Raw genomic sequence first — 23,841 nt, 5'->3', positions numbered from 1 at the left:
CCTTTACCACGCTCGTCGATCCTGGTTCGCCCCCATCGACTCCGCCCCGCGAGGAGCGGAGGAAAATTGGTGGAGGCGCCGGGTACTGCCCCCGGGTCCGAAACGCTTATGCCACGCGGCGTTTATCGCCATAGTCGGTTTCCCGACATCGCCAATATAGGCGCTCGTTGCGGCCTTTTGAAGGCTTAGATCGATCTTCGTGGCTGCCGGATAGCTGTTGCGAGGATCGTACTCCGGCTGGTGGTCTCGACCATCAACAACGAGCATCGAGTGGTCTACCGGTATCCGGCAAGGGATCGAAAGACAGCTGGCGATCGCCTCGTGCCGCCATCTTTACCGACGCGCCGGCCCATGTGGGCAAGTGAGCGTTGGCAGAACTGCGACGACGGGCGCTACAGTAGGGCAAAAGAAAGACGGATCGCCGCCATGCCTCTCTCGACCGACCAGCAGACCGAAATCGACCAGGCGCGCGCCGGTGCGCAGGCTACCCTGCGGCCGATCGCGCCCGCCCTCGAGGAGATCCTGTTCCAGGCGCTGCCCGTCCTCGACCACGGCTTCGTGCGGGTGGTCGACTACATGGGCGACGATGCGGCGGTCGTGCAGGCGGCGCGCGTCAGCTACGGCCGCGGCACCAAGAAGGTCAGCGAGGATCGCGGGCTGATCAACTACCTGATGCGGCATCGCCACACGACGCCGTTCGAGATGTGCGAGATCAAGTACCACGTCAAGCTGCCGATCTTCGTCGCCCGCCAGTGGATCCGCCATCGCACCGCCAACGTGAACGAGTACTCGGCGCGCTACTCGATCCTCGACAACGAATTCTACATTCCCAAGCCCGAGCACCTTGCCGCGCAGAGCCGTCTGAACCGCCAGGGCCGCGATGCGGTGCTTGCCGGCAAGGAGGCCGAGCGCGTGTTCGATCTCCTGAGGCAGGACGCCGAGCGCGTGTACGCGCATTACATGGAGATGCTGAACGAGGGCGAGGACGGCCAGCCGCTTGACCCCGAACGCTCCGGTCTGGCGCGCGAGCTTGCGCGCATGAACCTGTCGCTCGGCTTCTATACGCAATGGTACTGGAAGACCAATCTGCACAATCTGATGCATTTCCTGTCGCTGCGCGCCGACGCGCACGCCCAGTACGAAATCCGCGCCTATGCCGACGTGATGATCGACACGCTGCGGCGCTGGTGCCCGAACTGCCACGACGCCTTCATGGAGTACCGCATGGGCGGCGCTCAGCTCTCGAAGACCGGGCTCGCGGCCGTCAAGCGCATGATCGCCGGCGAGAAGGTCGATCAGAGGTCGAGCGGGCTCAATCCGCGCGAATGGCGCGAGCTCGTGGCGGCGCTCGGCCTTGGCTAGGGGGCGCGATATCGGCCTCTCCACTGGCCGGCTGCGCTTGGTGCGCGAGCGGCCGCGTGACAGCGTCGCCGTCGAGGCGATGACCGAGGCAGCCTTCGGGCCGGATCGTCATCACAAGACGGTCTATCGCCTGCGCGAGGACGTGCCGCCGATCAAGGAGCTGTGCTTCGTCGCTATCGACCAGAAGGGCCGCATGGTGGCCTCGATCCGCAACTGGCCGATCGTGATCAACGAGCGCTGGCCGGCCATCCTGCTGGGGCCGCTCGCCATCGCACCCGAGCTGCGCGGGCTGGGCTACGGCAAGGCGCTCATGTGGCACTCGATGGCGCAGTCGCGCATGCTGGGCCACAGCCGCATCATCCTGGTCGGCGATCCCGAGTACTACAACCAGTTCGGTTTCCGCCGCGACCTCGCCCTCAACATCCAGCTTCCCGGCTGGGTCGAGGAGCGCCGCTTCCTGGCGCTCGAGCTGGTCGCCGGATCGATGATCGGCGTGCACGGCATGATCGGCAAGCCGCTGTCAAAGAAAGTCGCCGGCCGCCGCAGGAAGCGCTGAGGCGCTGCGCGCAAGCGCAGCATTGTCCCCTCGCGCATCTCATTCGCTTCCCCTCGCCGTCGAGAGCGTCACACCGAGTTTCTAGCGCACCACGATGCGCGGGGCGGCGCGCGGGCCGCGCTGGTTGACCGCCAGCTGCTTCCAGACCCGGCCGGCGATGTTGCGGTAGATCTGCGCGTAGGGGCTGTCGGGCTGGGCGACGACGATGGGATGGCCTGAATCGGACGTCGTACGGATATCGAGGTGCAAGGGTACCTCGCCCAGGAACGGCACGCCGAGCTTCTCGGCCTCCTCGCGGGCGCCGCCATGGCCGAAGATCTCGGCCCGCTCGCCGCAGTGCGGGCAGAGGTAGAAACTCATGTTCTCGACAAAGCCCAGGACCGGCACCGCCACCTTGCGAAACATGTTGAGGCCCTTGCGGGCATCGACCAGGGCGATGTCCTGCGGCGTCGAGACGATGACCGCGCCGGCAAGCGCGACACGCTGAGCGAGCGTCAGCTGCGCATCGCCCGTGCCGGGCGGCATGTCGACGACCAGCACGTCGAGCTCGCCCCATTGGACGTCGCGCAGCATCTGCTCGAGGGCGCTCGACACCATCGGGCCGCGCCAGATCATCGGCGTGTCCTCGTTGACGATGTAGCCGATCGACATGGTCTTGAGCCCGTAACGCTCGATCGGCTTCAGCGCCTTGCCGTCGATCGATTCGGGTTTGTCCTTGACGTCGAGCATGCGCGGCATCGACGGACCATAGATATCGGCATCGAGCAGTCCGGTGGTGACGCCGTTGGCGGCCAGGCCGAGCGCCAGATTGACCGCCGTCGTCGACTTGCCGACGCCGCCCTTGCCTGACGCGACGGCGATGATGTGCTTGACCCCGGGCACGTCGATGCGGCCGCCGCCGCCGGTGGTCTTGGAGCCAGGCGCGCCGGCGCCATGGCCATGACCATGGCCGTGGGCATGCGGGGCGGGTGCCGCGGGCGTCGGCCGCTCGGCCGTCATGACGGCGGTCGCCGACAGCACGCCCGGCAGGGCGCGAACCGCCTGCTCACATGCCTGGCGCAGAGGCTCGAGCGCCGTACCGCGGGCCGGATCGACGTCAAGGGTGATGGCGACGTGGCCGCCACGGGTGGCGATGCCGCCCACCATGCCCGCTGCCACGACGTTTCGGCCGCTTGCCGGATCGATGATCGTTTCGAGAACCTTGCGGATGGCCGCTTCGGTGATTTCCGCCATGTCGCTTGCTTCCGCCGGCTGGCAATTTTCTGTCGCCGCTTGATTGCGGGTGTTGCTGCCGTCACATATATGCAGCCCGGCGTGAAAGCAAAGCGATGATGCGTCGGGGCGGGCAGCCCTGGTCCGAGGTGAAGGATGGCCTGGAACAACAATAGTGGCGGCCCGTGGGGCGGCGGCGGAGGCGGTGGCAACAGCGGCGGCCCGTGGGGCGGCGGCGGTGGCAATCGCGGCGGCGGTGGCGGAGGTCCGTTCGGCTCGCGCCGGCCGCCCGATATGGAAGACGTCATCCGCAAGGGCCAGGAGCGTCTGAAGAACCTAATTCCCGGCGGCTTCGGCACCTACAAGGGGATCGCGCTGATCGTGCTGGCGGCTGCCGTGATCTGGCTGCTTACCGGCTTCTTCCGGGTCCAGCCCAACCAGCAGGCCATCCAGCTGGTGTTCGGCAAGCCCTACGGCAAGCCGGTCGAGCCGGGCCTGCACTACAATCTGCCTGGACCGATCGGAAACGTGGTCGTGGTCAACGTCCAGGATCAGCGGCGCACGGTGATCGGCTCGCGCACTGGCCAGGACAGGCCAACCCCGTACACCCGCGGCCCGCGCCCGACCTCGACCGAGAACCTGATGCTGACCGGAGACGAGAATATCGTCGACATCGAGTTTGCCGTGCTGTGGCAGATCAAGGACGTGTTCAGGTACGCCTTCGACGTGCGCAATCCCGAGGAGAACGTGCGGGCCGGCGCCGAGGCGGCGATGCGTGAGATCATCGGCAAGTCGAACCTGCAGTTCGCGCAGACCGAAGGGCGCAGCCGCATCGAGCAGGATACCAAGGACCTGCTGCAGCGCATTCTCGATGACTATGGCCTGGGCGTGCGCATCTCCCAGGTCCAGCTCCTGCGCGTCGACCCGCCGCAGGAGGTGATCGCCGCCTTCCGCGACGTTCAGGCGGCGCGCGCCGACAAGGAAAGAAGCATCAACGAGGCCAACACCTACCGCAACCAGGTTCTGCCCAGAGCGAAGGGCGAGGCCGAAGCCATCATCCAGCGCGGCGAGGCCTACAAGGCGCAGACCGTCGCCCGGGCCAGCGGTGACGCCCAGCGCTTCAGCCAAGTCTACGAGCAGTATGCCAAGGCCAAGGACATCACCACCGAGCGCATCTACCTCGACACGATGGAAGAGGTGCTGCGCAACGTGAACAAGGTGCTGGTCGACAAGAACACCTCGGGCACCGGCGTCCTGCCCTACCTGCCGCTGCCCGAATTCAGGACGGGCCAACCGGCGCCGCCGCGCACGCCGACGCCTGCGCCGGCGCAGGGCCAGGGAGGCAGCCGATGACCAACCGTGCCATCGCCATCCTGGTTGGTCTGGCTGTCGTCATCTTTCTGCTGACACAGACCTTCTACACCGTCGATCCGACGAAGCAGGTGCTGGTCCGCCAGTTCGGTGCCATTGTCGGCAACCCCAAGACCGAGCCCGGCCTCTACGCCAAGGTGCCGCTGATCCAGGACATCCAGCGCATCGACCGCCGCCTGCTCGACTACGAGGCCGAGGAATTCGAGATCATCGCCGGCGACCAGAAGCGCCTCGTGGTCGATGCCTACGCGCGCTACAAGATCACCAACGCCAAGACCTACGCCCAGACCGTCCCGGGCGGCGAGCCGGCCCTGCGCGGCCTGCTCGATTCACTGATCAACTCGGAGATCCGCGGCGTGCTGAGCTCGGTGCCCCTGCATGCGATCCTGACCGACCAGCGCGCCAACCTGATGGAGGAGATCACCCGCCGGGTGAACGGCAAGACCAAGGAGCTCGGCGTTGATACGGTCGACGTGCGCATCAAGCGTGCGGACTTGCCGCAGGCCAACTCGCAGTCGGTCTACAACCGCATGAAGACCGACCGCGAGCGCGAGGCCGGTCAGCTGCGCGCCGAAGGCGACGAGGAGAAGGCGCGCATCACCGCCACGGCCGACCGCGAGGTCGCGGTCATCAAGGCCGACGCCGGCCTCAAGGCGCAGGTGCTGGCGGGCGAGGCCGACGCCGAAGCGACCAAGATCTATGCCCAGGCGTTCGACAAGGACAAGGATTTCTATGCCTTCTACCGGCGGATGGATGCCTACAAACAGGCCTTCAGCAGTGGCGGGTCGACCATGATCCTGAACCCCGACACTGATTTCTTCCGCTACTTCAACGAGCCTCCGGCGGGAGCGGCCACGAAGAAGTGATCGCGCCCGCGCGCGCTCATTCTCCTCCCCAAGCTACGCTTGGGGAGGTGCCCCCGTCATCGGGGGCGGAGGGGTCATGAGCAACGCGAGGAGGCCCATGACCCCTCCGTCGCCGCATGATGGCGACACCTCCCCAGCTTCGCTGGGGAGGAACAGGAGCGGCCTGTGGCAGCCATGCAACGCCTTCCGGCCAATCGCGGCGAGAGGCCGAAATGTCTGCAACAATCAGCAACAATTCGGCCTCTTTATTTGCGCCACAATCGGCGGCCATGTAGACAGTAACTCTAACGCGCGGCGCCGGCCGTACCGACCATTTTGGGCCTCAGCGCCGTTGGAGGTCGGACGTGATTCTCACAGATTTTAGTGGATATTGGAGAAGTGCGGCCATGGCCGCGGTGGCTTGCGTCGGTCTGGCGCTGGCCCAGCCGGCATGGGCGAAGGATCAGTCGGCGACGCAAAGCTTCGCCGACCTGGTCGACAGGCTCATGCCGACCGTCGTCAACATCACCACGACCCAGAACGCGCCCCAGCAGGGCCCGCGGCTGCGCGACACGCCGCAGCTGCCCCCCGGCTCGCCGTTCGAGGAATTGTTCAAGGAATTCTTCGACAAGCGCGGTGGCGGCGAAGAACAGCAGAAGCGGCGGGGCACGTCGCTCGGCTCGGGCTTTGTGATCGACGGTGAAGGCTACATCATCACCAACAATCACGTGATCCAGGGCGCCGAGGACATCACCGTCATCTTCCGCGACGACACCCAGCTCAAGGCCAAGCTGGTCGGCTCGGACAGCCGGGTCGACCTCGCGCTCCTCAAGGTCGAGCCGCCGAACAAGAAGCCGCTGCCGGCGGTGAAGTTCGGCGATTCGGACAAGATGCGGGTTGGTGACTGGGTGATCGCCATCGGCAATCCGTTCGGTCTCGGCCATTCGGTCACCGCCGGCATCATCTCCGCGCGGGGTCGTTCGCTGAACGATTCGCTCGACGACTACCTGCAGACCGACGCGGCCATCAACAAGGGCAACTCCGGCGGTCCGCTGTACAACGCCGACGGAGAGGTGATTGGCGTGAACACGGCGATCTACTCGCCGTCGGGCACCAATGCCGGTCTCGCCTTCTCGATCCCGTCCAACATCGTCAAGCAGGTCGCCGACCAGCTGCGCGAGTTCGGCAAGGTCAAGCGCGGCTGGGTCGGCGTCAGCTACCAGAGCGTCACCGACGACATCGCCGACTCGTTCGGCCTCGATCGGGCACGCGGCGTGCTGGTCGCCAACATCGTGGCTGACGGCCCGGCCGCCAAGGCCGGTCTCAAGCGCAACGACATCATCATCAGCTTCGCGGGCCAGGACGTCCTCGACCTCCGCCGCTTCCCGCGTCAGGTCGCCAACGCCCGGGTCGGCAGCACGGTCGATGTCGTGGTGTGGCGCGGCGGCAAGGAAGTGGCGCTGAAGCTCAGGGTCGGCGAGCAGGAAGAGGCGGAGAAGCAGAATGCCTCGGCCCAGAAGGGCAGCGACGGCAAGAAGTCGCCCGAGCCCGACCAGCCGGTTGCCTCGAGTGTCGAGCAGCTCGGCCTGACGCTGCAGAAGGCCACCGACCAGCTGCGCGAGAAGTACGGCCTGTCCGACCAGGTCAAGGGCGTGGTCATCACCAAGGTGGCGCCCAACAGCCCGGCGGCAGAAAAGCAGCTGCAGGCGGGAGACGTCATCCTCGAGGTCGACCAGAAGCCGGTCTCCTCGCCGCAGGAGATCGCCGACCTCGTCGGCAAGCTGCAGCAGGCCAAGAAGCGCTCGGTCCTGCTGTTCGTCGAACGCCAGGGCGACCCGCGGTTCGCGGCACTGAGGCTGACGAAATAGGGCGGCACTCTCCATTCTCCGCCCCACGCTTGCGTGGGGTGGTGTCTCGGCAATCCGAGACGGAGGGTCATGAGCATCGCGACTGACGCTCATGACCCCTCCGTCGCGTATGATGCGACACCTCCCCAGCAGAGCTGGGGAGGAACAAGAACGTGAGTGGCGCTCTCCCTTCTCCTCCCTAACTTCGTTGAGCGTCATGTCGTGTCGCTGACGCCGCCGACCCAGGTCCGTTGCACCTGGAGCGTCGTGTCGAGATGGACGACGTCGGCGGCATAGCCTGATGCGAGGCGGCCGTGGCGGTCGTCGAGCTTCAGGAACTTCGCCGGGTAGAGCGCGGCCATGCGCAGCGCCTCGTCCAGCGGCACCTCCAGCTCATCGACGCAAAGTCTCAGCGCCGAGGCCATGTCGAGATGCGCGCCGGCCAGCACCGGCTCGCCGCTGTCTCCGGTCCAGGTCAGGCGATTGCCCTCGCGCTGCACGGTCCGGCCGCCGAATGTGAACGAGGTCGCGCTCGTGCCGACGCTCGGCATGGCGTCGGTCACCAGGAAGAGGCGTCCCGGCGGGCGCTTGGCGCGCAGGGCGATTCGCAGCACGGCCGGCGCGACGTGGATGCCGTCGGCGATGACACCGCACCATACCGAGCCTCCCTCGAGGGCGGCGCCAACCAAGCCGGCGGCGCGGTTCTGCAGCGGGCTCATGGCGTTGAACAGGTGGGTGATGCCGCTCGCGCCGGCATCGATCATCGCCGTCACCAGCTCGTACGTCGCGTCGGAGTGGCCGAGGCTCACGATCGCGCCGCCCTCGACGAGGCGACGCACCTGGGCGGGCTCGGCCTGCTCGGGGGCAATCGTCAGCAGCATGCGTCCGACGTCGGCGGCCAGCAGGCGATCGATGTCGGCCTCGCTCAGCCGTCGCATCAGCCGGCCGTCATGGACGCCCTGGCGCACCGGATCGAGGTGCGGTCCTTCGAGATGAAGACCGACGATTGCCGGACCGGCACCGGGCGCTGCGGCCAGGGCGGCTGCGGTGACCTCGGGCGGAGCAGTCACCAGGGTCGGCAGCAGGCGGCAGGTCCCGAACCTCCTATGGGCGGCAGCGATCCGGTTCATCGTCTCGGCGGTCGGTGACTCGTTCAGCGCCACGCCTCCGCCGCCGTTCACCTGGGCATCGAGGAAGCCCGGCGCCAGCATGCCGCCCTCGACGCGTTCGATCGCGGCATCGGCCGGCACGGCGTGGCGGGCCACGATGTCGAGGATGTGGCCATCGCCGATCAGGATGGCCGACTCGTCGTCGTGCCAGCGATCACCGTCGAAGATTCGGGCGCCGGAGAGGGCGGTGATCGGCATCACGCGCGCGCCGCCGCGCGGGCGAGGTCGATGGCTCCCGCCAGGGCATCGTGCCTGGCCGGCACAAGCCGGCGCGTCAGACGTCGTGGCAGGTGGTCGGCGTAGCGCTCGGCCAGGCCGCCCGCCAGGACGATGCGCTCAGCGCCGAGTGCAACCATACGGTCGAGCAGGCGTGTGACATCGCCGACCGCATCGTCGACCAGCTGCTGTGCTACCGCGTCGCCCGCTTCGGCGCAGGTGAACACCAGCGGTGAAAAGCTGCCCCAATCGCTGGGTGTCGTCGTGCGCGACCAGGCGAGCATCCGTACCGGTGAGTTGCCGAACCGGCGCATGATGCGACGGCTGAGCGTCGTGGCTGCCACCGTACCCTCGTGCGCGGCCAAGGCGTGGCGCGCCGCAGCGTGCCCGAGCACGGCAGCCGAACCGTGATCCGACAGCATGAAGCCCCAGCCGCCGACGCGGAAAAAGCGGCCCTTGTGACGGACGATGCCCTGGCTCCCCGTCCCGACGATGAGCAAGCCCCCGTCGTCGTCGCCGTGGGCGCCAATGCAGGCGGTCACCGCGTCGCTGCGGATGGTGACGGATGCGAAGGGAAGGGGCTGAGCGCGAAGCGCTTCGACGGCGGCCGGGTCGTCGGCGCCGGCGGCGCCAATCGCGAGATGGGTGCGGCGGAACGCCGACCGGGCAAGCCCCGCTCCAGCGAAGGCGGCGATGCTCGCCGCCAGGATGGATTCGTGTGCCCGTGCGGCGCCAAGCGTCAGGTTGGCAGGCCCGGACTGGCCGTTGCCCAGGATCTTGCCGTCACCATCGACGAGCCGTGCCCGGCAGTGGGTGCCGCCGGCGTCGATGCCGAGGAAGAGCGTGCCTGCCACTGTAGTCGCCGGTCGGGTGCGCTAGTTTCGTTCGATTCTTAGCTACAGATGAACACAGATGAACACGGATGCTTGATTGGCCGGCCGGCTAGGTCGGTTCACGTCATGCATCCGTGTTCATCTGTGTTCATCTGTGGCTATTTCTTTCGTCAGAGCATGGGCGGTGCCGGTGGTGGTGCGCTAGGCGATCTTGACCACCAGCTTGCCGAAATTCTCGCCCTTCAGCAGGCCGAGGAAGGCGTCCGGCGCGCGCGTCAGCCCGTCGACCACCGTCTCGCGGCTCTTGAGCTTGCCGTCCTTCAGGAGCGCGCCGACCTCGTTCACGAACTCGCCCATCAGCGCGACGTGATCGGAGACGATGAAGCCCTGCAGGGTGAGGCGGCGCTGGACGATGGTGAACATCTTCGTCGGGCCGGCCATCGGCGCCTGGTCCTGGTACTCCGAGATAGCGCCGCAGAAGGCGACGCGTCCGAAATTGTTGAGCCGCGCGAATACCGCATGGAAGATCTTGCCGCCGACATTCTCGAAGTCGGCGTCGATGCCCTGCGGGCAGAGCTTGTCGAGCACGGCGCCGTAATCGCCTTCGCTGCGATGGTTGAAGCAGGCATCGTAGCCTGCCTCGCGCACCGCCCAGCTGCACTTGTCGTCGCCGCCGGCGCAGCCCACCACCTTGGCGCCGGCGAGCTTGGCGAGCTGGCCGGCCACCTGGCCGACCGCGCCGGTCGCCGCCGACACGAACACCGTCTCGCCGGCCTTGGGCTTGCAGATGTGGCGCATGCCATACCAGGCGGTGAAGCTCGGCATGCCGAGCACGCCGAGATGGGCCGACAGCGGCGCCGGGCCGGGCTCGATCTTGCGCAGGCCCTTGCCGTCGTGGAGCGTGTGGGTCGCCCAGTTCAGCATGCCGATGACCGCGTCGCCCTTGGCGAAGCGCGGGTTCTTCGACTCGACCACCTCGCCGACCGAGCCGCCGGTCAGCGGCTTGTCGAGCTCGAATGGCGGCGTGTAGGAGCGCAGCTCGGTCATGCGCGGGCGCATGTAGGGATCGAGCGACAGGAAGCGTTGCTTCACCAGGATCTGGCCGTCGCCCAGGGCCGGCAGAGCGACGGTCTCCTGGCGGAAGCAGTCGGGTGTCACGTCGCCCGTGGGGCGCTTGGCGAGGACGATCTGGAGGGCCTCGGTCATGGATCTTTCCTTTCGACGAAGTCGCTCAGGCGATAGCCCTGGAGATAGAGCAGGGCGGTGAGATCGCCATGGTCGATGCGCGCGCACACCGCGGCCGCGACGGCCGGCTTGGCGTGGAACGCGACGCCCAGGCCCGCCTGCTTCAGCATCGGCAGATCGTTGGCGCCATCACCCACGCCCACCGCGTCTGCGGCAGAAAGGCCGTGCTCTGCGGCGAGGCGCTGCAAGGTCGCGAGCTTGGCTTCCTTGCCGAGGATGGGGTTCGCGGCCGTGCCGGCGAGCACGCTTCCGTCGTGCTCGAGCACGTTGGCGACATCGAGCTCGAAGCCCAGCGCCCGCTTCACCAGGTTGGTGAAACAGGTGAAGCCGCCCGACACCAGGGCGCAGTGCGCGCCGTGCTTCTTCATGGTCGCCACCAGCGTGGCGCCGCCCGGCATGTAGCGGATGCGCTTTGCAGCCTCGTCGAGCTTCGCGACCGGCAGTCCCTTCAGCAGGCCGACGCGTTCGGCGAGCGCGCCGGCAAAATCGATCTCGCCGTTCATCGCCCGCGCCGTGATGGCGGCGATGCGCTCGCGCAGGCCGAGGAAGTCTGCGAGCTCGTCCAGCATCTCGTTCTCGATCATGGTCGATTCCATGTCGGCGACGAGCAGCTTCTTGCGTCTGCCGGTGGTCGGGACCACGACGGCGTCGATTGCGGTCATAGAGACGCTGCCGCCCGGCCCTTCGAGTGGGCCGTCGAACGGCAGATCGCAGGCGATCTCGGGCGCCAGCCAATCGGGCGTGCCGACCGTGGCGCCGCGGGCGCGCAGGACGTCGGCTGCGGCGCTGACCGCGCCGTCATTGAGCGCCGGATGGGCGGGGCTGGAGATCAGGACGAGGACATTCTGCACGCTTCGCCTCTACCGCATGCGCCGGGAGTGCGCCACTAAAGGCGGCGTAATCTCAGCGAACGTGGCGGTCTTCTCCTTCTCCTCCCCAGCTTCGCTGGGGAGGTGTCGCCGTCATACGGCGACGGAGGGGTCGTGAGTCACGAAGCATGAATCTCGAATCATGGCTTATGACCCCTCCGTCCGCGATTACGCGGACACCTCCCCAGCGAAGCTGGGGAGGAGAATGGGAATCGCACTGGCGGCGGCATCCTCGATTTGCAAGAAGTTCGCCCGCCATGGCGGAACAGCGCGTCATCGTCGTCACCGGTCCGACAGCCAGCGGCAAGTCGGCGCTGGCGCTCGCCTTGGCCGAATGGCTGCGCGGTACGGTGATCAATGCCGACGCGATGCAGACCTACAACGCCTTTCCCATGTTGACCGCGCAACCGACGGCGGCGGAACGCGCCCGTGTTCCGCATGTGCTCTATGGCGTGCTGCCCTTGAGCGAGGCCTTGTCGGCGGCGCGCTGGCGCGCCCTCGCCAGCGCCGAGATCGAGCGCTGTTTTGGCGAAGCTCGGACACCTGTCCTGTGTGGCGGTTCGGGGCTCTACCTCCGCACGCTGATGCAGGGGATCGCCGCCATTCCCGAGGCGCCGGCCGAGCTGCGCGAGCAGGCCAATGCCGACTGGCAGGCTATGGGAGCCGATGCCTTTCGCATCAGGCTCGCCGAGCACGACCCCGAAGTGGTCGCCCGCCTCGAGCCCGGTGATCGCCAGCGCCATGTCCGCGCCTGGGAGGTCTGGCTGGCGACCGGCCGGCCGATCAGCGCCTGGCAGGCCGAGGCCCCGCACGGCGAGCCTGCGCCCTGGCGCTTTGTCACGATCGTGCTGGCGCCGCAGAGGGCATGGCTGCGCGATCGCATCGCCACGCGCTTCGATGCGATGCTCGCGGGCGGCGTGCTGCCCGAAGTGAGGGCGGTGTTCGACACGTCCCCTGATCCTCGATGGCCCGGCCTCAAGGCGCACGGCGCGCCGGAGCTGTTTGCCCACTTCCGCGGCGCGCTGACGCTCGACGATGCGCGGCGTATCGCCATTGATCATACCCGCCAGTATGCCAAGCGCCAGATGACGTGGATTCGCCATCAGATGGCACCACATTTGGTATTGGAGGTACCACCGGCCCCGGATGTGGACACGGTTGAGAAATTTTTGACCAATTCAGGGGCCTGAAACTTTACGTTTCGTGCCGTTTTCGGTTGACCCTCTCTGGTTCGGCCTATAGGTTCCGCCCCGCCGCAAACACCCGTGTTTTGCGGCACATTTGTCATTGAGGAGGTTCGTGTCATGAAGCCCGAGGAGTCCGCCACGACCGGCGCCGATCTGTTGGTGAAAGCCCTGATCGACGAGGAAGTCGAGGTCGTCTTCGGCTATCCGGGCGGCGCGGTCCTTCCGATCTACGATTCGATCTTCAAGCAGAACCGGCTTCGTCACATCCTGGTGCGCCATGAGCAGGCGGCAGTGCATGCCGCAGAGGGTTATGCCCGATCGACCGGCAAGGTCGGCGTGGTGCTGGTCACGTCCGGTCCCGGCGCCACCAATGCGGTGACCGGCCTCACCGATGCGCTGATGGATTCGGTGCCGATCGTCTGCCTGACCGGCCAGGTGCCGACCCATCTGATCGGCAACGATGCCTTCCAGGAAGCCGACACCACGGGCATCACCCGGCCCTGCACCAAGCACAACTACCTGGTGAAGGCGGTCGGCGATCTCGCCCGCACCGTGCATGAGGCCTTCTACGTGGCGCGCTCCGGCCGGCCCGGCCCGGTGGTGATCGACCTGCCCAAGGACGTGCTGATGAACAAGCACGACTACGTGGCGCCCAAGATGCCGGTCCAGCACAAGAGCTACCGTCCGCAGGTCAAGCCCGATGCCGGTCGCATCGACCAGGCGGTTGCCATGATCGCGGCCGCCAAGCGGCCGATCTTCTATACCGGGGGCGGCGTCATCAATGCCGGCCCCAAAGCCTCCAAGCTGCTGACCCAGCTCGTTCACATGACGGGCTTTCCGATCACCAACACGTTGATGGGGCTGGGTACGTTCCCGGCATCGGACAAGCAGTTCGTCGGCATGCTGGGCATGCACGGCACCTACGAGGCCAACCTCGCAATGTACAATTGCGACGTGCTGATCAACATCGGCGCGCGCTTCGACGACCGCATCACCGGCAAGCTCGCCGAGTTCTCGCCGCGCTCCAAGAAGATCCATGTCGACATCGATCCCAGCTCGATCAACAAGAACGTGCATGTCGACCTGCCGATCGTCGGCGACGCCGGCCTCGTCCTCCAGGAGCTGATCCGCGTCTGGAAGGCCAAGCAGCCGAAGATCGACACCAAGGCGATCAAGGCATGGTGGACCGAGATCGACGGCTGGCGCGGGCGCAACTGCCTCGCCTACAAACAGGACAACGAGACCATCAAGCCGCAATACGCGCTCGAGCGGCTCTATCACCACATCAAGGATCGCGACCACTACATCACCACCGAGGTCGGCCAGCACCAGATGTGGGCGGCGCAGTTCCTCAAGTTCGAGCAGCCCAACCGCTGGATGACCTCGGGCGGGCTCGGCACCATGGGTTACGGCTTTCCGGCCGCCATGGGCGTGCAGATCGCGCACCCCGAGGCGCTGGTGATCGACGTCGCCGGCGAAGCCTCGATCATGATGAACATCCAGGAACTCTCGACGGTGGCGCAGTATCGCCTGCCGGTGAAGATCTTCATCCTGAACAACCAGTACATGGGCATGGTGCGGCAGTGGCAGGAGCTGCTGCATGGCGGCCGCTATTCCGAGAGCTACATGGAATCGCTGCCCGACTTCGTGAAGCTGGCCGAGGCGTTCGGTGCCGTCGGCCTGCGCTGCCACGAGCCGGCCAAGCTCGACGACACGATCCGCCAGATGATCGAGACCAAGCAGCCCGTCATCGTCGACGTCCTGGTCGACAAGGCGGAGAACTGCTTCCCGATGATTCCGTCCGGCGCGGCGCACTACGATATGCTGCTCGGTCCCGACGACAAGGCGCAGAAGCCGGTGTCGGAGGAAGGCATGGTGCTGGTGTGAGCTCGCTGCAGACGGCTTCGAGCCATACCATCTCCGTTCTGGTCGACAACGAGCCCGGCATCCTGGCCCGCGTGGTCGGCCTGTTCTCCGGGCGCGGCTACAACATCGAGAGCCTGACGGTCGCGGAGACCAATGCGCGCGAGAACCTGTCGCGCATCACCATCGTGACCACCGGCACGCCGATGGTGATCGAGCAGATCAAGGCGCAGCTCGATCGCCTGGTGCCGGTCCACAAGGTGCGCGACCTCACCGTCGAGGGCCCGCACATCGAGCGCGAGCTGGCGCTGGTCAAGGTGCGCGGCACCGGCGACAGGCGCGTCGAGGCGCTCAGGCTGGCCGACGTGTTCCGCGCCAAGGTGATCGACGCCAAGACCGATTCGTTCGTCTTCGAGGTCACCGGCAATACCGAGAAGGTGCAGACCTTCATCGGCCTGATGGAGAGTCTCGGCCTGGTCGATGTCGGACGCACCGGCATCGTCGCCATGTCGCGCGGCGGCGAGGCGCTCTAGAGACCGGCGGGCCAGGCATGGAGCCCGTCGTCGTCCTGCTGCTGCCGCAGGACACGCCGGCGTGGATGGACGCGACAGTGCTCGCGATCGTTGCGCTGAACGAGTTCGCCTGGTTCGCCCTGCTGGCGCTCCTGTTCTCCGGCGGAGCGGCGCGCGCCTTCTATCTCCGCGCCAAGCGATGGCTCGACCGCGCCATGGGCGGCGTGCTCGGCCTGCTGGGCCTGCGTTTGGCGGTGGGGGAACCGTAGGATTCTTCGCCTCCCAAACGAAGTTGGGGAGGTGTCCGCGCAATTGCGGACGAAGGGGTCATGAGCAGCGGGACTGGGGCCTCTGACCCCTCCGTCGGCGATTACGCCGACACCTCCCCAGCGGAGCTAGGGAGGAACAAGGGGCGCGCGTTCCTCATCCTCCTCCCCAGCTTCGCTGGGGAGGTGTCGCGTCATGCGCGACGGAGGGGTCAGGGGCCATGAGTGATGGTTTGGCGAGTCATCGACTCGTGGCTCATGACCCCTCCGTCCGCAAAGACGCGGACACCTCCCCTCGTATGACGAGGGGAGGAGCATGATCAGCCCCTTACCCTCGACTGTACCTCGGCCAGCGAGGCGGGCGGGCGGTCGAGGACGAACAGGGCCTCGCTGCGGCCGTTGATGCGCAGCGGGTCGCCGGCCTCGCGCTCGGTCATTTGGTAGAACATCGTGCCGGCCTCTCGGCAGGTCCAGCCGGCACCCAGCCCCGGCAGGTAGCTGCCCGGGTAGCGCAGGCAGATCTGGGTGATCATCCGGCCACCGGCGCCGGGCGCCGTGTTGACCTGCCACTGGCCCTGGGCGATCTGCCGCTGGCCGACCAGCCAAGCGTAGTCGCGGCCGTCCGGCGTCGAGTAGTGGATCTGCGCCGGGCCGTCTCCTCGCGTCCACAGCCAGGTCTTGTTGCTCATGCCGCGCATCGCCTCGTCCGGGGTCGAATTGTCTATCGAGGCTTGGAGCTGAGGCCTCGGCACCGCTGGGCCGGTCGGCGCCGCTTCATCGGGTGGCGTGCAGGCGGCGACGGCAAGGACGGCAGTCGCGACAGCGAGCACGGAACGGAAGGTGGACACGGGCGGAAGCTCCTGAATCGAGGCTGGTCTTTGAGGGCCGGGTTGTCTAGTAAACCCGCGTTCTTAGCAGGAAATAGAGATCGCCAGGAGGGATTGGCCGCAATGCGTGTCTACTACGATCGTGATGCCGATGTGAACCTGATCAAGGGCAAGAAGGTCCTGGTCGTCGGCTACGGCAGCCAAGGTCACGCCCATGCCATGAATCTGCGCGATTCCGGCGTCAAGGACGTGCGCATCGCCTTGAAGCCGGGCTCGGCCACGATCAAGAAGGCCGAGGGTGCGGGCTTCACGGTGATGACCCCGGCGGACGGCGCCAAGTGGGCCGACATCGTCATGGTGCTGACGCCCGACGAGCTGCAGTCCGACATCTACAATGCGGACCTCGCGCCCAACATGCGATCGGGCGCCGCGCTCGCCTTCGCGCACGGCCTCAACGTGCATTTCAACCTGATCACGCCGCGCACGGATATCGACGTGTTCATGATCGCGCCCAAGGGGCCCGGCCACACGGTGCGCTCGGAGTATCTGCGTGGCGGCGGCGTGCCCTGCCTGGTGGCGGTGGCGCAGAACGCGTCGGGCAATGCGCTGGAAATCGGCCTCAGCTACTCGTCGGCGATCGGCGGCGGGCGCGCCGGCACGATCGAGACCACCTTCAAGGAAGAGTGCGAGACCGACCTGTTCGGCGAGCAGGTGGTGCTGTGCGGCGGACTGGTCGAGCTGATCAAGGCGGGCTACGAGACGCTGGTCGAGGCCGGCTACGCGCCGGAAATGGCCTACTTCGAATGCCTCCATGAGGTGAAGCTGATCGTCGACCTGATCTATGAAGGCGGCATCGCCAACATGAACTACTCGATCTCCAACACCGCGGAGTACGGCGAGTATCGCTCGGGCCCGCGCATCGTCACCGACGAGACCAAGGCGGAGATGAAGCGCGTGCTGGCCGACATCCAATCCGGCCGCTTCGCGCGCGACTGGATGCTCGAGAACAAGGTCAACCAGGCCTCGTTCAAGGCGATGCGCAAGAAGATGTCGGAGCATCCGATCGAGGAGATCGGCGCCAAGCTGCGCGCCATGATGCCGTGGATCAAGGAACGCGCGCTGGTCGACAAGACGCGGAACTGAGGACCAGCGGCTTCGCTCATCTCATCCTCCTCCCCAGCTTCGCTGGGAGGAGAATGACAAGAGCGGCGCCTCAGAAGACGATGACGGTGCGTACGGCGCCGCCGCGAATCATGGCGGCGAAGCCGTCGTTGATCTCGTCCAGGCGGATGCGCCGCGTGATCAACTCGTCGAGCTTGAGCTTGCCGGCGAGATAGAGGCGCGCCAGCCAGGGAAAGTCGCGGCGCGGGCGGGCGCCGCCGTAGCTCGATCGCACGATCCGCTTCTCGCCCATCAGCGCGCCCCAGCGGAAGGCGACGTCGCGGCCGACGTTGATCTTGCCGAGCCAGACGAGTTGGCCGCCGGGCCGCAGGATTTCGGGCGACAGGCGGAAGGCCTGCTCGTGACCGGCGCATTCGATCACGGTGTCGACGCCGCGCCCGCCGGTCAGGGCCTTGACCTGGTCGACAAGGTTATTGCTGCCGGCATCGATGACGTGCGTCGCCCCGAACTGCTGTGCCATCGCCAGCCGCACCGGATCGCGATCGAGGGCGATGATGGTGTCGGCGCGCTGCAGCATGGCGCCCTGCACGGCATTCAGGCCGACCGCGCCGCAGCCGATCACCGCCACCGTGCTGCCACCCTCGATGCGCGCGACGCGGGCCGCTCCGCCGACACCGGTCATGACACCACAGCCGATCAGGCAGGCGCGGTCGAACGGGATTTCCTTGGGCACGGCGATCGCGCCCGCCTCCGGGACGACGCAGCACTCGGCGTGCGAGGACACGACCGAGAAATGATGCAGCTTGCGACCGTCGACGCTGAGGCGTGACTCGCCATCGAGCAGGTGACCTTGCGGCTGGTGCCGGGTGAAGGGCTCGCAGAGGATTGGCTGATCGCGATCGCAATAGAAGCAATGGCCGCAGCTCGGGTTCCACGAGCAGATCACGTGATCGCCGGGCTTGACCGAATGCACATCGCTGCCGACTGCCTCGACGATGCCGGCGCCTTCATGGCCCAGCACGATCGGCAGCGGATAGGCGAGCGAGCCTTGGATCACCTCGAGATCGGTGTGGCAGAGCCCGGAGGCCCGCAGGCGCACCAGCACGTCACCGGGCCGCAGTGCTGCCATCTCGACATCCTGCACTTTCAGCGGCGCATCGACCTCGTGCAGGACGGCAGCGCGAAAACGCATCGTCGCGGTACGCGGCTCAGGCGCGGCCGGCGAGCGACCTGCCGTCGCCCAGGTCCCGCCGCTGGCTGGCGCCGGAATAGAGGATGCCCGTTGTGCGCTCGACCATGCGGGAATGGAAGGCGAGCGCCTCGGGATCGAAATCGACCCTGGGCCGCGGCTCGGCCTCGAAGTGGCCGTAGCGGTCGACCCCCCGCACCAGGGTGGCGCTGTCGCGATCGCCCACGATCTGGCGAACATGGGTAGGGATGTAGCGGATGGCGTAGCCGGTGCGCGGGTGGTCGGCGCGATTGGGTTCCGAGCCGTGCACGAGGCGCACGTGATGCAGCGACATCTCGCCCGGCTGCAGCACGATGTCGACGGCCTTGCTGCGATCGACATCGACGGCGATCTCCTGGCCGCGCGTCAGCAGGTTGCTGCCGGCGAAGGTGTCGCGGTGCGGGAGCTGGTCGGCGAGATGCGTGCCCGGCGCCACCTGCATGCACCCCGACAAGGGCGTCGACGGCGTGAAGGCAATCCAGGCCGTGGCCACGTCGGGCGAGGACAGACCCCAATAGGTCGAATCCTGGTGCCACGACACGAAGGCCGGATCGCCGGCCGGTTTGTGGAAGAAGCCCGAGCCCCACACCAGCAGGTCGGGGCCGAGCAGGTCCTCGACGGCGTCGACGATTGCCGGATCGCGGATCATGTCGGCAAGCCAGGGAAACAGCAGGTGCGGCTTCTGGTTGGTGCGCCGCGTCAGCACCCCACCCTCGGCCGCCATGATTGCCTCGAGCTGCTGCCTGCGGGCGGCGACGTGATCGCCGCTGAAGGCCGGAACCGGGAACAGGTATCCGTCGCGGCGATAGGCCTCGACCTGGTCATCCGTCAGCTTGTTGGTCATGACGATCACCGTCTCCGGTCAGTTGGGCACGTCATCGGTTGGCCGGCACTGTAGCAAAGCGGTCGAGGCCGTACAGCAGTCACTACAGCGACTCAATCGCCGGGAGCGCGCCGCCTAAGGCGGAGTAACCTCCGCCGACGTGGCGGTCTTCTCATTCTCCTCCCCAGCTTCGCTGGGGAGGTGTCCGCGTAATCGCGGACGGAGGGGTCATGAGCAACCGCTCCTGTGCCCTTGACCCCTCCGTCGCGTATGACGCGACACCTCCCCAGCGAAGCTGGGGAGGAGAATGAGAAGAGCGCCACTATCGGCAGAGGTTACTCCGCCGTGGATGGAGGTTGCTCCGCCTTAAGTGGCGCGCTCCCGGCGCACGAACTCTACCGATTCCAGAACACGAAGCCGCCGCCCGAGCAGTCGAGGGTGACGCCGGAGATGAAGCTCGCCTCGTCCGACAGCGCGAACAGGATGGCGTTGGCGATTTCCGGCGCGCGGCCGACGCGGCCCATGGCGATGGTCGCCGAGACGGCGGCGCGGTTGGCCGGATCGGCGAGCGCCTGCTCGGTCATCTCGGTCTCGGTCATGCCGGGCCGCACCGAGATGACGCGGATACCCTCCATGGCCACTTCCTTGGCAAAGCCCATGGTGAAGGAATCGACGGCGGCCTTGCTCGCGGCATAGGCCGACTTGCCAGGCCGGCCGCCGATCGTGCCGGCCATCGACGAGACGTTGACGATGACCCCGCCTTTGCCGCCGTGCCGCGTCGACATGCGCCGCGTCGCGGCGCGGCAGCACAGCATCAGGCCGACGACGTTGACGCCGAACAGGCGCGCCAGCACCGCCTCGTCGAACTCGTCGGCGCGCATCGTGCCGCCGTCGATGCCGGCGCTGTTGACCAGATGGGTGATCGGCCCGAGCGCGCGCTCGGCCGCCTCGAACAGTTTCTCGATGTCGGCTTCGTGGCCGACGTCGCCCGGCAAGGCGACCGCCTGGCCGCCGCCCGCCACGATATCGGCGACGACCTTCTTGGCCTGGGCCTCGCGCGAGCGGTAGTTGATGGCGACCTTGTGGCCGCGCGCCGCCGCGAGCCTCGCGGTGGCGGCGCCGATGCCGCTCGCGCCGCCGGTGATCAGAAGGGTCATCCTTTCAACGCGCCTCCGGTGAGACCATGGACCAGGTAGCGCCGCACGACGAAGGAGAAGATCAGCACGGGCAGCATGATCATGGTGCCGCCGGCGGCGATGCGGCCCCATTCCCAGCCTTCGTAGTTCATGAAATTGACCACGGCCACCGGCGCGGTCATCGCCTCGGTGCGGGTCAGGATCAGGGCGAAGAAGAAATCGTTCCAGGCAAACAGGAAGCAGAGGATGGCAGTCGCCGCCAGGCCGGGGCCGGACAGCGGCAGGATGATGCGGCGGAAGCCCTGCCACATCGTGGCGCCGTCGATCCAGGCGGCCTCCTCGAGAGCGCGCGGGAGCTGGTCGTAGAATGGCCGCATCATCCAGATCACCAGCGACAGGTTGAAGGTGAGATAGATGATGATCAGGCCGGTGAGCGTGTCGAGCAGCTCGAGATGGCGATAGACCAGGAAGTAGGGGATGGTGAAGGCGATCGGCGGCGCCATGCGGCTGGCCAGGATCCACAGGGTGATGGTGCTGCCGGCGCGCGTCGTCCAGCGCGACAGCGCGTAGGCCGCCGGCACGCCGATCACCAGCGAGAGCGCCGTCGAGACGACGCTGACCACCAGGCTGTTGGCGAACGAGTTACGGAACTCCGAGGTCCATAGCGCGGCATAGTTGGCGAGGGTCGCATCGAACAGCAGCCGTGGCGGGAAGCGGAAGATCTCGGCGTTGGTCTTGAACGACATCAGAAGCAGCCACAGGAATGGCGACAGGGCGAGCAGCGCCAGCACGACAGCAAGCGCCTGCATGGCGATGCGGTCGCGCCGGGTTCCGCGCCCGGCCCGGCTTCCGCCCCTCACCCGGTTGCTGCTAGTCAACGGCCGCTCCCCAGCCGACCATACGGACGATCACCCAGCTCAGCGCGATGGTCGCCGCCAGCAGGGCGATGGTGATAGCGCTCGAGAAGCCGAGATAGGAGAAGTTGAAGGCCTGCAGGTAGGAATAGTAGTTGGTCACCTCGGTGAGGTTGCCCGGCCCGCCATCGGTCAGGATGAAGATCAGCGGGAAGGCCTTGATCGAATCGATCAGCCGGAACAGGCCGGCGACCAGCAGCACGCCGGTGATGAAGGGCAAGGTGATGTAGCGCGTGAGCTGCCACGGCGTGGCGCCGTCCACCTTGGCGGCATCGAGCAGCTCCTGCGGCATCATCTGCAGCCCGGCCAGCACCATCAGCATGGTGAAGGGGAACCATTCCCAAGTGTCGGCGATGATGATCGAGGTCAGCGCCCAGTTGGGATCGGTGATCAGTGCCGGCACGTTCAAGCCAAGCGCCCGGAAGATCCCGTGCATCGGGCTGATGTCGGGCGTGTAGATCACCTTCCAGATGATGGCGACGACGATCGGCGGCAGCACCATGGGGATCAGGAACACGGTGCGCAGCGCCTCGAGCAGGCGGGTGCGCATGTTCAGGAGCAGCGCAAGGCCGAGCCCGATCAGGAGCTGCAGCACCACCGTCCAGAACGACAGCTTGACCTGCACCCAGACCGAGTTGTGCAGGCGCGAGTCGGAGAGGAGCTGGCCGTAGCTCTCGAAAGGCTGCGAGAAATCCCACTGCGTCTCCGGCCGCGTCAGGTTGAGCGGCGTGAAGCTGGTGGCCAGCAGGTAGAGCGACGGCAGCAGCGTGATCAGCGCCAGCACTGCGAGCGAGGGCGCGACACAGAAGACGAAGAAGCGTTGCTGCGAGCGCCGGAAGCCGCTCATCATCTCATTCTCCTCCCCAGCTCCGCTGGGGAGGTGTCCGCGTCATCGCGGACGGAGGGGTCAGAGGCCTCAGTCCCACTGCTCATGACCCCTCCGTCGCGTATGACGCGACACCTCCCCTCGTATGACGAGGGGAGGACAAGATTTCATGTATCAATCTTGATGCCCGCCTTCTGCAGGTCCTGGATGGCTTCGGCCTGGGCCTGCTTCATCGCCTCGGGGGCGGCCTGCTGCTTGGTGGCGATGCGTTCGATCGCCTTGTTGATCTTGTCGCCGACCTGCGGATAGACCGGCACCGTGCGGTACTTCATATAGCCGGTCTTGCCGCCAAGCTGCAGCACGTCGAGAAACAGCGCGGCGACGTCCTGGCCGTTGAGCGTCAGCACCTGCTTGAACTCGGGGCTCTTGATGATCGACATGCGGCAGACGCTGGGATAGCCGTGGTTCTTCACGACCATGGCGACCGTCTCCTTCGACAGCGCCCACTTGATGAACTCCCAGGCCGCCTCCTTCTTCTTCGAGCCGGCGGGGATGCCGAGACCGTGGCTGTTCGAGCCCGGAAAATTGCCCGTGGGGCCGGCCGGCATCAGGCCGTAGCGCACCGTCTTCTGCACCGTGCTCTCGGCATGCTTGGCGAGCGGCACCATCCAGGTGATCGCCTGGGTGCGGATGTTGGCGCGGCCCGACATCTGCGAGCGCATCGACTGGTCGTCGGAATAGGACAGGATGCCGTCCGGCCCATACTTGGTCAGCAGATTGGCGTACCAGGCGGCGGACGAGGCCGCTTGTGGCGTGTCGAGCGTCGGCGTGAGGTTGTCGGGCGGCGCCTTGAACACGTTGCCCCCGGCGCCCATCAGGTAGGGAATCCAGTTCCAGTGATGCAGCTTGTCGGCGGTGAAGGCGGCGACATTGTCCTTGTTGGCCTTGTCGATCAGGTCGTAGCGCGCCGCGCCCAGGATCATGGCGCCGGCTTCCCAGGTGTAGCCGAAGGTCTCGCCCTTGGCGTTCTTCATCGCCGATTGCGGCCCGCCGGCGAAATCCTCGGGATCCCAGTCGGCCGGCGTCAGCTTCGAATCCTTGGTGAAGGGATCAAGATTGGTCATCCAGCCCGCGCCGATCCAGCGCCCGGAATAGATGAAGGTGACGTTGATGACGTCGAGCGCCGAGCCCTTGGTCGAGAGCTCGAGGTCGGTGCGCTGGTTGTAGACCGGGAAGGCCTGCATGGTGAAGTTCACCTTGATGCCGGTCTTCTCCTCGAACTGCGGGAAGTAGTTCTTGAGATACTCGAAGTAGGTCGTCTGGAAGCACGACCCGTTGATCGTCGTGCCGGCGAACGGCTTGCCGCCCTGCGCATGGACGGCCGGTGCCGCCAGGGCGCCGAGAGCGCCGCCGAGAATAGTCCGACGATTGAGATTTCCCATGGCACTTCCTCCCGGCCTTTAGTCTTGGCGCTTTGTTATGTCTGACATATCGTCGAGCGACTGATCCGCTCTGTCAACAATGACCGACATGCCTTCCCGCCGCCGCAGTCGTCTTCTCATTCTCCTCCCTACGCCTTGCGTGGGGAGGTGTCGGCGTAATCGCCGACGGA

General features: G+C 66.6%; 22 protein-coding genes and 1 other RNA gene. 10 read left to right on the top strand and 13 right to left on the bottom strand.

Features of this window, described 5'->3' with window-relative positions:
- Nucleotides 1–186: a transfer-messenger RNA gene (gene ssrA / locus ACILR9_RS27545) on the bottom strand; the annotation flags it as partial.
- A 240-nt stretch (nucleotides 187–426) separates the two neighbouring features.
- Here ssrA and thyX point away from each other — a divergent pair.
- Together thyX and ACILR9_RS27535 are read left to right on the top strand one after the other, a co-directional pair.
- Entirely contained in the window at nucleotides 427–1,362 is a 936-nt protein-coding gene (gene thyX / locus ACILR9_RS27540) for an FAD-dependent thymidylate synthase (RefSeq protein WP_395713180.1), read from the top strand.
- Entirely contained in the window at nucleotides 1,355–1,918 is a 564-nt protein-coding gene (locus ACILR9_RS27535) for a GNAT family N-acetyltransferase (RefSeq protein ID WP_395713179.1), read from the top strand. Before thyX ends, ACILR9_RS27535 begins: the two co-directional genes overlap by 8 nt.
- Before the next feature lie 81 nt (nucleotides 1,919–1,999).
- On the opposite strand, the gene apbC is transcribed toward ACILR9_RS27535, so the two are convergent.
- Nucleotides 2,000–3,151, bottom strand: coding sequence for an iron-sulfur cluster carrier protein ApbC (gene apbC / locus ACILR9_RS27530; protein ID WP_395713178.1), 1,152 nt, complete (start codon nucleotides 3,149–3,151; stop codon nucleotides 2,000–2,002).
- A 135-nt stretch (nucleotides 3,152–3,286) separates the two neighbouring features.
- Here apbC and hflK point away from each other — a divergent pair, with 135 nt between their 5' ends.
- The 3 genes from hflK to ACILR9_RS27515 all read left to right on the top strand — a co-directional run bounded on the left by hflK (nucleotide 3,287) and on the right by ACILR9_RS27515 (nucleotide 7,214).
- Nucleotides 3,287–4,483 carry an FtsH protease activity modulator HflK gene (gene hflK, locus ACILR9_RS27525; protein WP_395713177.1) on the top strand — a complete coding sequence of 399 codons (1,197 nt, stop codon included), beginning with the start codon at nucleotides 3,287–3,289 and terminating at the stop codon, nucleotides 4,481–4,483.
- Nucleotides 4,480–5,367: a protease modulator HflC gene (gene hflC / locus ACILR9_RS27520; RefSeq protein WP_395713176.1), complete on the top strand. Its 888-nt coding sequence runs from the start codon at nucleotides 4,480–4,482 to the stop codon at nucleotides 5,365–5,367. Before hflK ends, hflC begins: the two co-directional genes overlap by 4 nt.
- Nucleotides 5,368–5,753: 386 nt before the next feature.
- The gene (locus ACILR9_RS27515) at nucleotides 5,754–7,214 is read left to right on the top strand and encodes a DegQ family serine endoprotease (protein ID WP_395713175.1); all 1,461 of its coding nucleotides are present in this window, start codon (nucleotides 5,754–5,756) and stop codon (nucleotides 7,212–7,214) included.
- Nucleotides 7,215–7,408: 194 nt separating this feature from the next.
- On the opposite strand, the gene nagA is transcribed toward ACILR9_RS27515, so the two are convergent.
- The 4 genes from nagA to serB form a co-directional block, all read right to left on the bottom strand.
- Nucleotides 7,409–8,563: an N-acetylglucosamine-6-phosphate deacetylase gene (nagA, locus tag ACILR9_RS27510; RefSeq protein ID WP_395713174.1), complete on the bottom strand. Its 1,155-nt coding sequence runs from the start codon at nucleotides 8,561–8,563 to the stop codon at nucleotides 7,409–7,411.
- The gene (locus ACILR9_RS27505; protein ID WP_395713173.1) at nucleotides 8,560–9,432 is read right to left on the bottom strand and encodes a BadF/BadG/BcrA/BcrD ATPase family protein; all 873 of its coding nucleotides are present in this window, start codon (nucleotides 9,430–9,432) and stop codon (nucleotides 8,560–8,562) included. The genes nagA and ACILR9_RS27505 overlap by 4 nt, the downstream gene beginning before the upstream one ends.
- Nucleotides 9,433–9,612: 180 nt before the next feature.
- A complete protein-coding gene (locus ACILR9_RS27500) occupies nucleotides 9,613–10,617 on the bottom strand; it encodes an NADP-dependent oxidoreductase (RefSeq protein WP_395713172.1) in 1,005 nt (334 codons plus the stop codon).
- Nucleotides 10,614–11,507 carry a phosphoserine phosphatase SerB gene (gene serB / locus ACILR9_RS27495; protein ID WP_395713171.1) on the bottom strand — a complete coding sequence of 298 codons (894 nt, stop codon included), beginning with the start codon at nucleotides 11,505–11,507 and terminating at the stop codon, nucleotides 10,614–10,616. Before serB ends, ACILR9_RS27500 begins: the two co-directional genes overlap by 4 nt.
- A 146-nt stretch (nucleotides 11,508–11,653) precedes the next feature.
- Here serB and miaA point away from each other — a divergent pair, with 146 nt between their 5' ends.
- The 4 genes from miaA to ACILR9_RS27475 all read left to right on the top strand — a co-directional run bounded on the left by miaA (nucleotide 11,654) and on the right by ACILR9_RS27475 (nucleotide 15,356).
- Entirely contained in the window at nucleotides 11,654–12,715 is a 1,062-nt protein-coding gene (gene miaA, locus ACILR9_RS27490; RefSeq protein WP_395713170.1) for a tRNA (adenosine(37)-N6)-dimethylallyltransferase MiaA, read from the top strand.
- Nucleotides 12,716–12,829: 114 nt separating this feature from the next.
- On the top strand, nucleotides 12,830–14,599 hold the full coding sequence (locus ACILR9_RS27485; RefSeq protein ID WP_395713169.1) for an acetolactate synthase 3 large subunit: 1,770 nt from the start codon (nucleotides 12,830–12,832) through the stop codon (nucleotides 14,597–14,599).
- Entirely contained in the window at nucleotides 14,596–15,108 is a 513-nt protein-coding gene (gene ilvN, locus ACILR9_RS27480) for an acetolactate synthase small subunit (RefSeq protein ID WP_395713168.1), read from the top strand. The genes ACILR9_RS27485 and ilvN overlap by 4 nt, the downstream gene beginning before the upstream one ends.
- Nucleotides 15,109–15,125: 17 nt before the next feature.
- Nucleotides 15,126–15,356 (top strand): hypothetical protein, encoded by a 231-nt coding sequence (locus ACILR9_RS27475; protein WP_395713167.1) that lies wholly within the window; start codon nucleotides 15,126–15,128, stop codon nucleotides 15,354–15,356.
- Nucleotides 15,357–15,673: 317 nt separating this feature from the next.
- Here the strand turns inward: ACILR9_RS27475 and ACILR9_RS27470 are convergent, their stop codons facing one another.
- A complete protein-coding gene (locus ACILR9_RS27470; protein WP_395713166.1) occupies nucleotides 15,674–16,201 on the bottom strand; it encodes a hypothetical protein in 528 nt (175 codons plus the stop codon).
- Between the two features lie 102 nt (nucleotides 16,202–16,303).
- Between ACILR9_RS27470 and ilvC the strand changes: the two genes are divergently transcribed.
- Nucleotides 16,304–17,323, top strand: coding sequence for a ketol-acid reductoisomerase (gene ilvC / locus ACILR9_RS27465; protein ID WP_395713165.1), 1,020 nt, complete (start codon nucleotides 16,304–16,306; stop codon nucleotides 17,321–17,323).
- A 70-nt stretch (nucleotides 17,324–17,393) separates the two neighbouring features.
- On the opposite strand, the gene ACILR9_RS27460 is transcribed toward ilvC, so the two are convergent.
- From ACILR9_RS27460 to ACILR9_RS27435, 6 genes are all read right to left on the bottom strand, one after another.
- Nucleotides 17,394–18,494: a Zn-dependent alcohol dehydrogenase gene (locus tag ACILR9_RS27460; RefSeq protein ID WP_395713164.1), complete on the bottom strand. Its 1,101-nt coding sequence runs from the start codon at nucleotides 18,492–18,494 to the stop codon at nucleotides 17,394–17,396.
- Nucleotides 18,495–18,510: 16 nt separating this feature from the next.
- On the bottom strand, nucleotides 18,511–19,374 hold the full coding sequence (locus ACILR9_RS27455; protein WP_395713163.1) for a phytanoyl-CoA dioxygenase family protein: 864 nt from the start codon (nucleotides 19,372–19,374) through the stop codon (nucleotides 18,511–18,513).
- 374 nt (nucleotides 19,375–19,748) lie between these two features.
- Nucleotides 19,749–20,510: an SDR family oxidoreductase gene (locus tag ACILR9_RS27450; protein ID WP_395713162.1), complete on the bottom strand. Its 762-nt coding sequence runs from the start codon at nucleotides 20,508–20,510 to the stop codon at nucleotides 19,749–19,751.
- Nucleotides 20,507–21,367 (bottom strand): carbohydrate ABC transporter permease, encoded by an 861-nt coding sequence (locus ACILR9_RS27445; RefSeq protein ID WP_395713161.1) that lies wholly within the window; start codon nucleotides 21,365–21,367, stop codon nucleotides 20,507–20,509. Before ACILR9_RS27445 ends, ACILR9_RS27450 begins: the two co-directional genes overlap by 4 nt.
- A complete protein-coding gene (locus ACILR9_RS27440; RefSeq protein WP_395713160.1) occupies nucleotides 21,360–22,253 on the bottom strand; it encodes a carbohydrate ABC transporter permease in 894 nt (297 codons plus the stop codon). Before ACILR9_RS27440 ends, ACILR9_RS27445 begins: the two co-directional genes overlap by 8 nt.
- A 143-nt stretch (nucleotides 22,254–22,396) precedes the next feature.
- Nucleotides 22,397–23,671 (bottom strand): extracellular solute-binding protein, encoded by a 1,275-nt coding sequence (locus tag ACILR9_RS27435; protein ID WP_395713159.1) that lies wholly within the window; start codon nucleotides 23,669–23,671, stop codon nucleotides 22,397–22,399.
- Between the last annotated feature and the right edge of the window lie 170 nt (nucleotides 23,672–23,841).

Source organism: Reyranella sp. (assembly GCF_044224635.1).
Classification (GTDB): Bacteria; Pseudomonadota; Alphaproteobacteria; order Reyranellales; family Reyranellaceae; genus Reyranella.
The sequence above is the reverse complement of the archived record's forward strand: the minus strand, read 5'-3'. Positions and strand labels throughout refer to the sequence as shown.